Source organism: Bradyrhizobium sp. HKCCYLS3077, assembly GCF_051167555.1.
Taxonomy (GTDB): Bacteria; Pseudomonadota; Alphaproteobacteria; order Rhizobiales; family Xanthobacteraceae; genus Bradyrhizobium.
Genome location: NZ_JBNPTH010000002.1, coordinates 925,271 through 938,837, shown reverse-complemented (window position 1 = coordinate 938,837; position 13,567 = coordinate 925,271). Strand labels below are relative to the sequence as shown.

Here is a 13,567-nt window from a genome sequence, read left to right as displayed (position 1 = left end):
CGCGCCTTACTGATAGGCCTGGAGCAGGCTCTGCATCATGCTTTGCACGACCGACATGATATGGGCGTTGGCCGCGTAGGTGTTCTGGACCTGGATCAGGTTGGACATCTCGCTGTCCATGTTGACCCCGGCGGTGGCGTTGAACTTTTCCTTGAGCGTGCTGACGACGACGCTCTGGCCCTGGCTGAGCTGCGTCGCGAGGTTGGCGGCGCTGCCCTGCTGGCTGACGAATTGCTGCAGATAGCCGGTCACCGTGCCCTGGAACGGCTGCGCGGCCGAGCCGAGCCCGGTGGTCGGCGAGTAGCTGAACGTGGCCGAGGTCAGCTGCGCGAACAGGAAGTCCGGCCGCGTCGCGTCGCCCGCGGGCGTCTGCGGCGAGGTCGAATAGGTCGACAGCTTGGTCGCATCGTTGAGCAGCGCCGGATTGACGTTGAGCCGCCCGGCGAGCCCGGTCATCTGGCTGCCCGTCGAGGTGATCTTGCCGGTGTAGAGCGCGCCGCCGTCGGTGAACACCGGCAGCTGCGCATTGCCACTGGCCAATGTCTGGACCGTGACCGTCGACGACGCCGACTTCACCGTCGCCTGGCTGGTGCCGTCATCGGTGATGCGCAGCGTCGTGCCCGAGGGATTGGAGAATTGCAGATGCGCCGATCCCAGCGCGCTGTTGAGCTGCGACACCACAGAGGCCATGCCGAGCGAGAAGTCGACGCCAACATAGGACGGGTTGGCGCCGGTCGCGTTCTGCAGCGGCAGCGCGGCGGGATCGTTGACGTTGACGATCTTGACCTGGCGCTGGATGTTGCTCGAATCCGTATACGTCAGGTTGATCGTGTTGCCGGCCAACAGGCCGGTGGTCGAGACATCGAAGCCGGCCGGCGGACCCGTGACCGCGGTGCCCGCCGTGGTCTTGTCCGATAGCGCCGACGCCACCGTCGCCGCAAGCTGGTCGACCTGGGTCTGCGCCTGCACCAGGGTCTGGTCGCGCAGCTTGAGATCGGCTGCGATCTGGCCGGAGTTCAGGAGATTGTTGGAGACGACGTCGAGCGACACGCCGTTCGACAGCTTGATGTTGAGCTGGCCGACGCCGGTCTTTGTCGGATCGCTGTTGTAGAGCGAGGTCGCATCGAGCGTGCCAGGCGAGGAGAAGGTGAATTCCGAGGACAGCCCGGCGCCGACGAGCTGGATGCCGGAATTGGTGAACACGCTGACGCCGTTGGTCGAGTCCGACACGACACGGATGTCGACATATTTGGACAGCGTGTCGATCGCGTTGTCGCGCTGGTCCTGCAAGGTCGCCGTCAGCGGATCCGACGGGGCGAGACCCTGAAGCTGCGTGTTCAACGTGGCGATCTGCTTGATCGCCGCATTGGCCTGCGTCACCGAGTTGCCGATGTCCTGCTCGACATTGGTGCGCAGCGTCTGGATGCCCTTGGTGGTCGCGTTGAGCTGCTGCGCCACGCCCTGCGCCGCCGACAGCGCCACCGATTGCGCCGACTGGTTGCTCGGATTGTTCGACAGCGATTGCAGCGCCGTCGTGAAATTGTTGAGCGCCGTCTCCAGCGTGCCGCTGCCGCCGGGCGTGCCGTACACGCTCTGCAGCTGCGTCAGGATGTTGGCCATCTGATTGGCATAAGCCCCGCCCGAGGTCTCGGTGCGGAGCTGGTTCTGCACGAACAAATCGAGCTGACGGTTGACGCCGGTCGTCATCACCGTCGAGCCGAAGCCGCCAGAGGCGACTTCGATCTGGTTCGGGTTCTGTGCGACGTAGCCGGGCGTGTTCGCGTTGGCGACGTTCGACGAGATGATCGAGAGCGCCGCCTGCGTCGAGCGCAGGCCGGACATCGCGGTGGCGAGGGCTGAACTCAAACCCATGTTCGTTTGCCTTATGTCAATTCAACTGCCACGTGGCCGCGCGTCAGCGCAGCACGTTCAGAAGATCCTGCACCATCGAATTGGCGGTGGTGATCACCTTGGTGTTCGCCGAATAGGCCTGCTGGGTCACGATCAGCTTGGTGAACTCGTCGGCGATGTCGGTGTTCGAGCCTTCCAGCGAGCCGCCCGAGATCTTGCCGGACGCGCCGATGATGGCCTGGCCGGACTGGTCGGTCGCCTCATAGGCGCCGCCGTCGAGCGCCTTCAGGTAGTTGGTGCCGTTGAAGTGCGACAAGGTCACCTGGGCCAGATTGATGGTCTGGCCGTTGGAGAAGGTGCCGGTGACGATACCGCTGTTGTTGACGGCGACCGACTGCAGCTGGCCGGCGGCAAAACCGTTCTGCGAGATCTGGTTGATGGTCGCCGAGCCGATCGTGCTGGCATATTGCGTCAGTGCGCCCGACGAGATGTTCAGGCTCACGGTGCCGAGCGTGGTGCCGTCGACCACGACATTGGGAATGGAAATGTTCGAGCTCGTCGGCGACACCAGCGAGCCGTCGGAGGCGAACACGAAGTTGGTGCCGACGTTCTGCCAGGCCACGGTCGAGCCGGTCGCCGTCGAATTGGTCTGATAGAACAGGTTCCAGGTGTCCTTGTGACCGGTGCCGAGGGTCGCGCTGTCGGTCTTACCCCAGCGCAATTGCACGTTCACCGGAGTACCCGCGGAGTTGTAGGTCGTGACCGCGCCGCCCGAGATCGTCTCGTTGTTGAAGTTGGTGAGGTCGTTGCCGATGACGATGCCGGTGCCCGCGCTCGCCGTCCGCGTCAGCGACACCGGCGATGTCAGGCCGAGCGCGGTGAAGCCGCCCGAGGCGCTGCTCAGGGTCCAGTCCTCGCCGCTGCCCGAGTGCAGCGTGATCTTGCCGGCGGTGATGGTCGGCTGCACGCCGGTGACGGTCGCGATCTTGGCGAGCAAGGTGCCGACGGAATCGCCTACATTGATCTGGTTGCCCGAGGCGCCCGAGGCGACGAAGGTGAAGGTGACGACGTCGCCCGCGCTGCCGGTCAGGGTGATGGTGTCGCCGGCGGTGAAGTTGGTGGTGATCGAGTCGGTCGCCGCGGCGCCCGACAGCAAGGTCGAGGTGGTGATGTTCGCCGCGTTCTTGTTGACCGCGGTGCCGCCCGTGGTGGTGGCGTCGGCGTAGAAATTGGTGCCGACCGGCAGCGGCACGTTGGAGAGGTCGGCCGAGTTGAGGCCGCCGGCCGCGACCAGCGTGCCCGTCGCCGCGTTGCCGCTGGCGCCGGTCTTCGGCTGCGTCGGCAGGTTGGCGGCGTATTGGATCGCGGTGGTCGCCTGTGCCGGCACGAAGTTGTTGGCGAACTGCAGCACCGTCGGCACGTTGCCGGTGGCGTTGCCGGTCTTGGCGTCGACCGCGACGCCCATCAGATAATACCCGGCGCCGTTGATCAGATTGCCGTTGGCATTGAGCTGGAAGTCGCCGCGGCGCGTGTAGTTGGTGACGCCGGTGAAGACCGGCACGTTGTCGACGACCGACGAGGCCTTCTGCACGTTGAAGAAGCCGTCGCCGTTGATCGCCATATTGGTGGCGACGGACGACGTCGAGACGGTGCCCTGGGTGGTAATCGTCGCCTTGGCGAAGGCGGTGACGCCGCCGGCATTCTGCCGGGTCGGATTGGTGGCGTTCGGAATGAGGTCTTCGAAGCTGGTACCGATGCCCTTGTAGCCAACGGTCGAGGCGTTCGCGATGTTACCGGAAATGTTCTGCAGCGCGAATGATTGAGCGGACAGGCCGCTCACCGAGGTGTTCATCGCGTCGAAGATACCCATACCATTCTCTCCACATTGACCCGGCGGCCGGTCCGCCCAAGGCCGCGTTTTCGTGGAGAGCTGTCGCAATCACCGTGCCAGATATGAATGTGATGCGAAATCAACGGCTTGCGAAATAACAACGTCAAGAAACCGTCGGCAGGAGTGGTGAACAATTGCCGAGCCGGCAGTTCTTGCCGGGCCGGGACGCGCACCGGCGCGCTCCGGCTCAGCTGAATTTGCACAGCATCCGGCGCGTCGTCAGACCCGCATCTGGAGCCTTGAACGGACGCGCCGGCGAGACCAGGCGGAGAATTTTCAGGTCGACGAGGGATTGGCCGGATGGAACACCAGCGACAGCCCGTCCATGCAGTAGCGCAGCCCGGTCGGCTTCGGACCGTCATCGAACACGTGGCCGAGATGGCCGCCGCAGCGGCGGCAATGCACCTCGGTGCGGATCATGCCGTAGGTCTTGTCCTGGCGGGTGCCGACGGCGTTGTCGAGCGGCTTGAAGAAGCTCGGCCAGCCGGTGCCGCTGTCGAACTTGGTGTCCGAGGAGAACAGCGGCAGGTCGCAGCCGGCACAGGCGAAGGTGCCCTTGCGGTGCTCCTTCAGCAGCGGGCTGGTCCAGGGCCGCTCGGTGCCCTCCTTGCGGAGGATGTCGAACTGCTCCGGCGTGAGCTGCGCGCGCCACTCGGCCTCGGTCTTCTCGATCTCGAACTTCTCGGCGGCGCGGGCCGGGGCGGAGCCGCCGAGCCAGCGCAAGGCAGCGAAGCCGAACAGACCGGCAGCGGTGGTGAACATCAGGCGGCGATCGATCATGGACGTCTCCGTACGGCGGTTGTGACCGGATTTACGGGCGAGATGTCGCGAAGTTACGCCAGGCGCGGTCCCGAAGGCTCACTTTCTTGCGAGCTAGCCGCCCTCCCCGGCCTCGGGCCGGCGGTTCAGGTCGGACGGCTGCGGCCGCAGCGGCAGGCGTGAATTGGGTCGCTCGGCTGCCCGGCGGCGCGCTTCGGCAGCCCTGATCTCCCGCGCGCGCTCCTGCGCCCGCGCCCGCTCGCGATGCCGCGCCAAGGTGCCGGCGGCGGCGGCGCGGCCGCGGATCCAGAGATTGACGACCTGGCCGGCGACCCGGCCGCTGACGCCGCCGGCCCAGACCAGCTCGAACGGCGAGAACAGCTTCCAGCGGTCGTCGCCCGCCAGGATGCCCTGCGCGATCAGTTGCCCCGCCATCGCCGAGGTGTTCATCCCCTGCCGGCCGAAGCCGCTCGCGACCCATAGGCCTTTGCGCAATTGTCCGATCTGCGGCATGCCGTGCACGGTCTGCCCGGTGACGCCGCCGAAGGTCTCGGTGATCTCGACCTTGCCGAGCTGCGGAAACACGGTGCGGATCCGGCGCTGCAGCGCGGAGGCAAAGCCGCTCGGCCGCGCATTCCAGGTCGTCTCCGGGCTCGCCCACATCAGCCGGTCGCCCTCGACGATGCGGAAATGATCGATGCCGTCGGTGTCCTGCACCGATCCCTGGAACGCGATCGCCTCAGCCAGCCGCTCGCCGAGCGGCGCAGTCACGCCGCCATAGCGCCACACCGGCAGCAGCGTATCCGACAGCCGCTGCAGCGGCGCGCCGAGATGGATGTTGCCGGCCAGCACGATGTGCGACGCCCGCATCCGTGCCGATGGCGTGACGATGCGCTTGCGCACGCCCGACGCATCGATGCTGACAACAGGCGTATCCTCGAAGATCCGCGCGCCGGCGCGATGCGCCAGCCGCGCCAGCGCGTGGACGTAGGTGCGACCGTCGAGCTGGAACGCCTTCGGATAATGCACGCCGTGGAAATAGCGCTCGGTCTTCAGCTCGGTCCTGACCCGCTCGACCTGCCAGCCCTCGACCTCGGTGTCGAAATCCTCGTGCAGCATCTGCAGCCGCCGGATCAGCGCGTCGCCGGCGTCGACGTTGGAAACTTCGAGCGCGCCTTCGCTCAAGGCCATGTTCGGCATGGTCGCCGCCTGTGCCCGGACGAATTCGGCGCCCGACCACGACAACGCCCACAGCGCGCGGGCATGCTTCAGCCCGACGCGCTCGATCAGGTCCGGCAGCGCGAGGTCGAACCCGGGCAGCACGGTGCCCACCATGGCGCCGGAGGCGTTCCATCCGACCTGCCGGCCTTCCAGCACCGCGACGCTCGCGCCCTGCCGGGCGGCGCACAGCGCCACCGTCAGCCCGGCCAATCCCGCCCCGACCACGCAGACATCGACATCGAGGTCGAAATTCAGCCGGCTGCGGACGAATGCCCCTGCGGCATCCGCGTCATCGTTCACGCTTGTGGAAGTCTCGCTCATGGCGTTTTCTTAGCGAACCCTGTGCCGGTCGTCATGACGCTTTTAATGGCGATAAAGAGACGTGGTACAGCCTGACCCAGCCTGAACGATTCGAGACCGGATTCCATGCGCCGATTGATGCTGCTGCGCCACGCCAAGACCGAGACTGACGCGCCATCCGGCCGTGACCAGGACCGCCGTCTCGACGAGCGCGGGCACCAGGATGCCGCCATCATCGGCGACTTCATTGCGAGCCGCCCGCCGGCACCGGAACTGGTGCTGGTCTCGACCGCGGTCCGGGCGCAGCAGACCTGGGAGCTAGCGCGCGCGGCGATGCAGGACCGCGTGCCCGCCCCGCAGGTGGAATCCGTGGCGGAGCTCTACGCCGCCGAGCCGATGCAGATCCTGCATCAGATCCGCCTTGCCGCGGCGTTCGATCCGAAACAGCTGCTTGTCGTCGGCCACAATCCCGGCATGCACGAGCTGGCGCTGGCGCTCACCGGCCAGGGCGACGCCGAGGCGCGCCACGAGCTCATACGCAACATGCCGACCTCCGGCCTTGCCGTATTCGATTTCGACACCGACGATTGGGGCGATGTGAGCTTCGCCCGCGGCAATTTGCTGATGTTCGTCACGCCGAAGCTGCTCAAGCACGGCTCGGTCGATTGAGCGGCGGCGTCGATTGACAGCGAGGTTCCCTCGGGCGCGTAATGTCGCCGACAGAGAGGAAGCCTTGCGATGTTCAACTCGATCCTGGTTCCGATCGATCTGGCCGACACCGACCTCGCCAAGCCCGCCATCGCCACCGCCGCCACTTTGGCCCAGACCTGGAGCGGCATGGTGCACCTGCTCAACGTGATGCCGATGACGCCGGTGATGCTGGCCGAATATGTGCCCGCCGATTTCGACGCGCAGCAGCGTGAGACCGCCGAGGAGGCGCTGTCGATCGTCGCCCGCGAATCCGGCATCCCCACGGAGCGCATCAGCTACACGGTGCGCCAGGGCGGCATCTATCACGAGATTTTGGAGGAAGCGGCCAAGGTGAAAGCCGACCTCATCGTGATGACCTCGCACCGCCCGGCGATGCGGACGTATTTCCTCGGCAGCAATGCGGGACACGTGGTGCGGTACGCGAAGTGCTCGGTGCTGGTGGTGCGGCCGTGAGTGTCTGAGCGATGCGCTCACACCGATAACTACAATTAGGCTTGCTATCCGACTCCGAGTCGCAGCACGCGGTTCAAATGACGACAAGCCTCGTTGTAAGGCGAAACTCGTCCCGCAACGGCGGTGAGCTCCCCTCCCCCTTGCGGGGAGGGGTTGGGGGGTGGGGGTCCGCGGGCGCCGAAGTTCGTTCGGGGCTGGCCTTCTCAAAGAAGATTTGGGCTCATCGAGAAACTGCCCGTGGGGACCCCCACCCCCGACCCCTCCCCGCAAGGGGGAGGGGAGCGCACCGTTTGCGGGGTGAGTGCTCGATTCCGACTGCTGAGCTGGGGTGTTCTTGATGTTGCCGACACCTGAAGTGAGACGGCCGCAACGATGGTGGGCAGGCCATCGCAATGACGACTTTGTTGCTGCTGCCCAAGCCGATCACGGCCACTCCGCAATAAAGCCCCTCGCCTTGTAGCTCTCGATCTTGTCCCACTCGCTCAACACGCGGCGACGGAATTCCGGATGCGTGTGCCACAAATGGCGCGGCACGCCGAAACCATCGACCGTCAGCAGCATCTTCTCCACCTCCGGCCAGTGCCGCTGCAATGTCATTGCGTAGCGGCGCGCGGTCCAGCTGTTGCCGAGGCAGATGACGCTGCGGATGTTGGCGAGGCCGAGCACGGCCTCGATCACCGGCAGCGAAAAGACAACGTTCTCGCCGGTGTTCAGAGCCTGGTGCTCCTCGAGGATTCGCTCGGCCGGCACGCCGCGTCTGACCATGGCGGCCTTGATGAGCGTGCATTCGGAAGCATCGGCCCCCGGCGTGATGCCGCCGCTGACGATGGCGTGGCGAAAATAGCCCTGCTGCCACAGCCGGCCTGCCGTCTCGGCGCGCAGGTCCTCCTCGATCCTTGTGCCGAACACGAACAGCAGATCCGCCGGCCGAAGCGACGTATCGGCAAAGTGCCGGGCAGTGATCGCAGCGATCTCGGCAGCGTCTGGCATGCGCAGCGCGCGATCCTGCATCGTCCATCTCCAACGGCAGTTGCGCATGCTTGCATGACCGGCCGCTGTCGCGCAGTCACATTCGGTCTCCAACGATGTCGCCGCGTGATCAGGGCAGCAGCGCGGGCGGGATCTCTGCGAAGCTGTAGGTCTGCGGCCGGTTGCGCAGGACGAAGCCGCCGACCTGCCAGGCGAACAGCGCGGCGAAGCCGATCAGGAACAGCGCCCCGGACCATTCCGCGATGAGAAGCGCGCGCACCAGCAGCGCGGCCATGGCGACGGTCAACACGCCCATCACCGCGACGGCCGCGGCATAGACCGTGCGGCCGAGGCCACCGGTGAGCCGCGCCGTGCTATCGGCGGCCGCAAGCCGCGCGTGCAAGGCGATGATGAAGGCCCTGTACATCTCGCTCTGCGGCACCATCAAGGTCACGGTCTGCCAGGTGGTCGAGATGACGTTCAGCTTCCGGCCGTCGCGATGCGTGATCTCGGCGCGGAAGCGCTTGGCCTGCATCGATACCGGCCGGTACGACAGCCGGATCGACGCGATGTCGGCATAGGGCCACAGGCCGGCGTGGCCGGCGAACCGCCACAATAGGCCCTGCTCGGTCAGCTCGAACTCTTGCGCGGAGCCGATCAGCGACGCCTTGTAGGCGTAGCCGATGGGGGAAACGGATGCTGGTGCGGGCGTGGAAATGGCGCGGTCCTGTTGCGTGTGGAGCGCGCCTTATCCTACAAACCGGGCATGAGCGAAACGATCTATTTTCCCCGCCACCTGATCCTGGCCGGCGCGATGGCCGCAGGTATCCTGCTCGCGCTCGCCGTGCACATGCTCGGCGCCCGCTACGGGCTCGATCTCGGCGGCCTGTGGCAGAGCGACGGAGCCTTCATGCCGGCGGGCTCGGCGATCGCCTGGTGGCTGATCGCGACCGTCGGCTTCTCCTCGGGCTATTTCATCGCCAACATCATGCACAGCGCGGTGTCCGGTGAGATCCCGCAGCGCGCGCGCAATTTCCTGGTCGTGGTCGGCGTGCTGATGCTCGCCGGCATCGGCCAGGCGATCTCCGGCCCGAGCCCGGTGCCCTCGGCGGCCGGCGTGCTGGCGGGCCTTGCCGCACTCTGCCTCGGCGCGCTGATGGCATTCTGCGGCGCCAATTTCGCGCTCAGGAAGAGCTGAACAGAACGCCGTCGCGGGAACGGCCGGACATGCAAACGCCGCGCGGGACAACCGCGCGGCGTTTTGTCTCACAATCGACGGATCAGCTCGCGGCGCGCAGATTGACGCTGGTCTCGGCGAGCTTGGTCAGCTTCATGTCGGTCGCCTTCTCCTCGTCGAGCGTCTTCTGCAGCACGGCGGCGCAGTCGCTGCGGCCGAGCTGCTTGGCCCAGGCGATCAGGCTCCCATAGCGGGTGATCTCGTAGTGCTCGGCGGCCTGGCCGGCATTGATCAGGGCGGCATCGAGCACGGTCTTGTCGGCGACCTCGCCGGCCACCTCCTCGGCCTCCTCGATGATGCCGTCGATGGCCGGGCAGTCGACCGCCTTGGGTGAGAGGCCCTGCATCTCGAACACCTGCTCGAGCCGCTTCACATGCGTCCGCGTCTCCTCCAGATGCGTCAGAAAGCCCTGCTTGAGCTGCTGGTCGGTCGCCTTGTCGGCCATCTTGGGCAGCGCTTTGACGAGCTGGTTTTCGGCGTAATAGATGTCCTGGAGCTGATGAACGAACAGATCGTTCATCGTCTTGATGTCCTTGGTGAAGAGTCCCATTTGCCACCTGTCCTTCGGTTCGGAACATGACGGGTCCCTCCCCGACCGCGTGTGCCATGTTCGCTTTGCGCGTGCGGCTAACCGGCGGAGGGACGCGTTGTTCCGGCATCGCAGCGGACAGCATCCGGAACCTCGCCCGACGGCGGCACGTTTGCGTGAGCTGACGGCGCGTGCCGTCGCAGGTAACCAATTGGACCGAACTGAGGCAGCCCTAGCTATGTGACTGGAGTGTGACAGACCCGCGAAGCCAAGCCGGAGCTGAGCTGAGTCAAGGACTGCACAAGGCGCGTATTTTAGCTTAAGGAACAGGCTGTCACGGATTGCCCGCCCAACATCGTTCTATGGTTTTGCCCTTCTTCAAAGATCTGATGCCGCCCCGCCGGGAGGATGAATGCAGCGCCTGCTGACCACGCTGTCGCGTGGCTTCAAGAAATGGATCGGCTGGAAGCGGCTGGGGATTGCAGCGAGCCTTGCGATCATCGCCTTCGCGATCACCACGCTCGTCCGCACGCTGAAGGGCGTCGACGGCGGCGTCATCCTGACCGCGCTGACCGAAATCCCACCCGGTCACATTGCACTCGCGGCCTTGTGTGTGGTCGGCGCGTTCTGCACGCTGACCTTCTATGACTATTTTGCGCTGCGAACGATTGGCAAGAAACACGTGCCCTATCGCATCGCGGCGATGAGCGCCTTCACCAGCTATTCGATCGGCCACAATATCGGCGCCACCGTGTTCACGGGCGGCGCGATCCGCTTCCGGATCTATTCGGACTACGGCCTGTCGGCGATCGACGTCGCCAAGATCTGCTTCCTGTCGGGCCTGACCTTCTGGCTCGGCAATCTGTTCGTGCTCGGCATCGGCATGACCCTGCATCCGGCGGCCGCGACCGCCATGGACCAGTTGCCGCCGGCCGTGAACCAGCTGATCGCGATCGGCATCCTCGGCGCGATCTTCGCCTATCTCGGCTGGATCTATGCCGGCAAGAACCGCCGCCAGCTCGGCCAGAACGGCTGGAAGGTGGTGTTGCCGTCGGCGCCATTGACGGTGGTGCAGATCCTGATCGGCGTCGTCGATCTCGGCTTCTGTGCGCTGGCGATGTATCTGCTGGTCCCGGCGAACCCGCCGATCGACTTCCTGTCGCTCTCGGTCGTGTTCATCCTCGCCACCCTGCTCGGCTTTGCCAGCCATGCGCCCGGCAGCATCGGCGTGTTCGACGCCGCGATGCTGGTGGCGCTGCCGCAGTTCGGCCGCGAGCAGCTGCTGGCCACGCTGCTGGTGTTTCGCGTGCTTTATTTCGTGATCCCGTTCGCCACCGCGATCTCGATCATGGGCATCCGGGAACTCTGGCTGAACGTCGTCAAGCCCTGGCAGGAGCGGCGCCGGCTGCAGGCGGCCGTTTCGGACGAGGTTGGCGCCAAGCGCGCCGCCGCCACCGCGACGGCAGCCGTTCCCCAGCGCATCAAGCGCCACTCCCAGGGCTGAGCCGACCATTCCGCCGCGTCCGGCGCGCGCGTTCGACCGGCGACCGGTTGAACTCGCGCGTCCCCCTCTTATTTCCGCCGCATCGCTGACGTGAACCCTTGCGTATGACCCGAATGTCCCATCGCTCAATGCTCGCCGCCTGCATGCTGGCGGGCCTGCTTGCCCCTTTGGCCGCCAGCCCGGCCGCCGCGCAGTTCGGCGGGGCGGCGCCGCAGTTGCAGATCAGCTGGGAGGTCCGCAACCGCTTCCGGCTGTTCCGTGAGGAGCGCGACTTTCTGCTGCATGTCGAGAGCACGCGTGACCGCTCGATCCTGGCCGCCGAGCAGGCGCTGGGCATCCAGAGCGACGGCCGCGGCTGGGCGCGCAACGTCGTCAACCGGCTCTGCATCGATCTCGCCGGCCGCGTCAACGAGCCCTGCACCCGCGACAACGTCAAGGAAAGCTACCTGACCCCGATCGACCATCCGGTGACGGTGCGGCTGACCGGCCCGGTGCCGGTCGGCGCCACCTGCGCCTGGTCGTTCGACGATGGCGATGGACCGCAGACCTCCACCTTCGACTGCGCCGAGCCGGTCAATTTACGCGTCCGCTACGGCCGCCAGACCGTTGCGACCGTCGATGTCACCAGCCCCGAAGGCACACAGCGGGCTCAGACCGGCATCCAGGTACGCGACGTCCTGATCGCCGGCCTCGGCGACAGCATCGCCTCCGGCGAGGGCAATCCGGACCGGCCGATCGCGCTCGCCGACGACGGCTTCTGCTTCCGCTCCTATATGGGCGGTCCGACGGCGCAATATTACCGGCCGAGCCGCGCCGGCTTCAAGGGCGGCCGCGCCTGCGAGGCGCCGGACACGCTGCAGAACTGGCAGAAGCACAGCGCCATCTGGTTCAACGCCGCCTGCCATCGCTCGCTCTACAGCTACCAGACCCGCACGGCGCTGGCGCTCGCGGTGCGCTATCCGCATGTCGCGGTCACCTATCTGCCGCTCGCCTGCACCGGCGCGACCATCGCCGATGGCCTGTTCGGCAGCCAGCGCGCGCGGGAATGCACGCCCGGCCGCTCCGTGGCGACCTGCGCCGGCGGCGTCAACGGCCAGATCGGCGAGCTCCGCGAGGCCCTGACGGCCGCCCAGCGACGCCAGCCCGACCGCCGGCTCGACCTGATCCTGTTGTCAATCGGCGCCAACGACATCAACTTCTCCGGCCTCGTGGCCGACGTCATCGTCGACACTCCGACGGAGCGCACGCTGTTCAAGCGCTCCGGCGTGATCGGCTCGGTGGACGAGTCACGGAGCGAACTCGCGCGCGACCTGCCGCGCGGCTTTGCCAAGCTGCGCGAGGCGCTCAAGCCGATGGTCGGCGATCTCTCCCGGGTGATCTACACCTCCTACGGCAATCCGGCCCTGAGTGGGCCGGGCACGCCCTGCCCCGGCGGTCCCGCCGGCTTCGAGGTGCATCCCTCCTTCAATGCCAATCCGCAGCGGCTCGCCAATGTCGCGGGCTTCGTCGAGAACGAATTTCTTCCCGCTTTGGCCGGCCTGGCGCAATGCACCGCGGGCGTGCTGTGCCGCGACCCGCGCACCGATCGCATGACCTTCGTCGATGCGCATCAGCCGGCCTTTGCGCAGCACGGCTTCTGCGCGCGCTCGCCGCAGGATCCGCCGTTCGACCGCGAATGCTTCGCCGCCAATGGCGAGAGTTTCGATTCCAACATCGTCTCCGCCGCCAACGAGCCGCTGCTGTGCGGCCGCGGCGCCAGCGAGTATCGCCCCTATCTGCCGCGCGCCCGCTGGATCCGCGACGCCAATGACAGCTACTTCTCGGCGATGACCTACCCGCAGGGCCTGCCGGCGGCGATGCAGCCGTCGGACATCCACGATGCGAGCTGGGGCGTGCTGTCGGCGGTCTATGGCGGCGCCGTACACCCGACCGCCGAGGGCCATGCCGCGATGGCCGATGCCGCCTTCCCGGCCGCCGCGCAGGTGCTCAGCCTCGATGCCGTCGAGGCGAACGTCACGGTGCAGCCGCTGCCGCCGGCGGGGGTGGTCAGGCAGTAGTTGGCAGAACGACAAGCTCGCGAGCGTTGCCGAGGAACTGATCGTTCGCACCCGATGCTGAGTCGCCCGTCGGGCGTCTCACGGC

General features: G+C 66.4%; 12 protein-coding genes. 5 read left to right on the top strand and 7 right to left on the bottom strand.

Annotation, left to right across the window (positions count from 1 at the left end; all coding sequences use genetic code 11):
* Positions 1-6: 6 nt before the first annotated feature.
* From flgK to ACQR0Z_RS10425, 4 genes are all read right to left on the bottom strand, one after another.
* Positions 7-1,872, bottom strand: a complete 1,866-nt coding sequence (gene flgK / locus ACQR0Z_RS10440) for a flagellar hook-associated protein FlgK (protein WP_434879761.1) — start codon at positions 1,870-1,872, stop codon at positions 7-9.
* 43 nt (positions 1,873-1,915) lie between these two features.
* The gene (locus ACQR0Z_RS10435) at positions 1,916-3,721 is read right to left on the bottom strand and encodes a flagellar hook-basal body complex protein (RefSeq protein WP_434862432.1); all 1,806 of its coding nucleotides are present in this window, start codon (positions 3,719-3,721) and stop codon (positions 1,916-1,918) included.
* 297 nt (positions 3,722-4,018) lie between these two features.
* Positions 4,019-4,522, bottom strand: coding sequence for a peptide-methionine (R)-S-oxide reductase MsrB (gene msrB, locus ACQR0Z_RS10430; RefSeq protein ID WP_434862431.1), 504 nt, complete (start codon positions 4,520-4,522; stop codon positions 4,019-4,021).
* A gap of 93 nt (positions 4,523-4,615) precedes the next feature.
* A complete protein-coding gene (locus ACQR0Z_RS10425; protein WP_434918534.1) occupies positions 4,616-6,043 on the bottom strand; it encodes an NAD(P)/FAD-dependent oxidoreductase in 1,428 nt (475 codons plus the stop codon).
* A 105-nt stretch (positions 6,044-6,148) separates the two neighbouring features.
* Here ACQR0Z_RS10425 and ACQR0Z_RS10420 point away from each other — a divergent pair, with 105 nt between their 5' ends.
* Both ACQR0Z_RS10420 and ACQR0Z_RS10415 read left to right on the top strand, forming a co-directional pair.
* Positions 6,149-6,691: a SixA phosphatase family protein gene (locus ACQR0Z_RS10420; RefSeq protein WP_434918533.1), complete on the top strand. Its 543-nt coding sequence runs from the start codon at positions 6,149-6,151 to the stop codon at positions 6,689-6,691.
* A 69-nt stretch (positions 6,692-6,760) separates the two neighbouring features.
* Complete coding sequence (locus tag ACQR0Z_RS10415) at positions 6,761-7,186, top strand: universal stress protein (RefSeq protein ID WP_434879765.1); 426 nt, start codon at positions 6,761-6,763, stop codon at positions 7,184-7,186.
* 423 nt (positions 7,187-7,609) lie between these two features.
* Here ACQR0Z_RS10415 and ACQR0Z_RS10410 read toward each other — a convergent pair whose 3' ends face one another.
* Both ACQR0Z_RS10410 and ACQR0Z_RS10405 read right to left on the bottom strand, forming a co-directional pair.
* The gene (locus ACQR0Z_RS10410; protein ID WP_434918532.1) at positions 7,610-8,197 is read right to left on the bottom strand and encodes a YdcF family protein; all 588 of its coding nucleotides are present in this window, start codon (positions 8,195-8,197) and stop codon (positions 7,610-7,612) included.
* 88 nt (positions 8,198-8,285) lie between these two features.
* Entirely contained in the window at positions 8,286-8,873 is a 588-nt protein-coding gene (locus ACQR0Z_RS10405) for a hypothetical protein (protein WP_434918728.1), read from the bottom strand.
* Between the two features lie 48 nt (positions 8,874-8,921).
* Here ACQR0Z_RS10405 and ACQR0Z_RS10400 point away from each other — a divergent pair, with 48 nt between their 5' ends.
* The gene (locus ACQR0Z_RS10400; RefSeq protein WP_434859586.1) at positions 8,922-9,353 is read left to right on the top strand and encodes a hypothetical protein; all 432 of its coding nucleotides are present in this window, start codon (positions 8,922-8,924) and stop codon (positions 9,351-9,353) included.
* Between the two features lie 82 nt (positions 9,354-9,435).
* On the opposite strand, the gene ACQR0Z_RS10395 is transcribed toward ACQR0Z_RS10400, so the two are convergent.
* Positions 9,436-9,942: a ferritin-like domain-containing protein gene (locus tag ACQR0Z_RS10395; RefSeq protein WP_434859585.1), complete on the bottom strand. Its 507-nt coding sequence runs from the start codon at positions 9,940-9,942 to the stop codon at positions 9,436-9,438.
* A gap of 391 nt (positions 9,943-10,333) precedes the next feature.
* Here ACQR0Z_RS10395 and ACQR0Z_RS10390 point away from each other — a divergent pair, with 391 nt between their 5' ends.
* Both ACQR0Z_RS10390 and ACQR0Z_RS10385 read left to right on the top strand, forming a co-directional pair.
* A complete protein-coding gene (locus ACQR0Z_RS10390; RefSeq protein ID WP_434859584.1) occupies positions 10,334-11,425 on the top strand; it encodes a lysylphosphatidylglycerol synthase transmembrane domain-containing protein in 1,092 nt (363 codons plus the stop codon).
* A 104-nt stretch (positions 11,426-11,529) separates the two neighbouring features.
* Positions 11,530-13,482 carry a hypothetical protein gene (locus ACQR0Z_RS10385; protein ID WP_434918531.1) on the top strand — a complete coding sequence of 651 codons (1,953 nt, stop codon included), beginning with the start codon at positions 11,530-11,532 and terminating at the stop codon, positions 13,480-13,482.
* Positions 13,483-13,567 lie beyond the last annotated feature (85 nt).

Excerpts from the sequence above, each read along its gene's own strand:
- ACQR0Z_RS10390 (WP_434859584.1), top strand. The coding sequence starts at position 10,334 with ATGCAGCGCCTGCTGACCACGCTGTCGCGTGGCTTCAAGAAATGGATC.
- ACQR0Z_RS10385 (WP_434918531.1), top strand. The coding sequence starts at position 11,530 with ATGACCCGAATGTCCCATCGCTCAATGCTCGCCGCCTGCATGCTGGCG.
- ACQR0Z_RS10395 (WP_434859585.1), bottom strand. The coding sequence starts at position 9,942 with ATGGGACTCTTCACCAAGGACATCAAGACGATGAACGATCTGTTCGTT.
- flgK (WP_434879761.1), bottom strand. The coding sequence starts at position 1,872 with ATGGGTTTGAGTTCAGCCCTCGCCACCGCGATGTCCGGCCTGCGCTCG.
- ACQR0Z_RS10415 (WP_434879765.1), top strand. The coding sequence starts at position 6,761 with ATGTTCAACTCGATCCTGGTTCCGATCGATCTGGCCGACACCGACCTC.
- msrB (WP_434862431.1), bottom strand. The coding sequence starts at position 4,522 with ATGATCGATCGCCGCCTGATGTTCACCACCGCTGCCGGTCTGTTCGGC.
- ACQR0Z_RS10420 (WP_434918533.1), top strand. The coding sequence starts at position 6,149 with ATGCGCCGATTGATGCTGCTGCGCCACGCCAAGACCGAGACTGACGCG.
- ACQR0Z_RS10410 (WP_434918532.1), bottom strand. The coding sequence starts at position 8,197 with ATGCAGGATCGCGCGCTGCGCATGCCAGACGCTGCCGAGATCGCTGCG.
- ACQR0Z_RS10400 (WP_434859586.1), top strand. The coding sequence starts at position 8,922 with ATGAGCGAAACGATCTATTTTCCCCGCCACCTGATCCTGGCCGGCGCG.
- ACQR0Z_RS10425 (WP_434918534.1), bottom strand. The coding sequence starts at position 6,043 with ATGAGCGAGACTTCCACAAGCGTGAACGATGACGCGGATGCCGCAGGG.
- ACQR0Z_RS10435 (WP_434862432.1), bottom strand. The coding sequence starts at position 3,721 with ATGGGTATCTTCGACGCGATGAACACCTCGGTGAGCGGCCTGTCCGCT.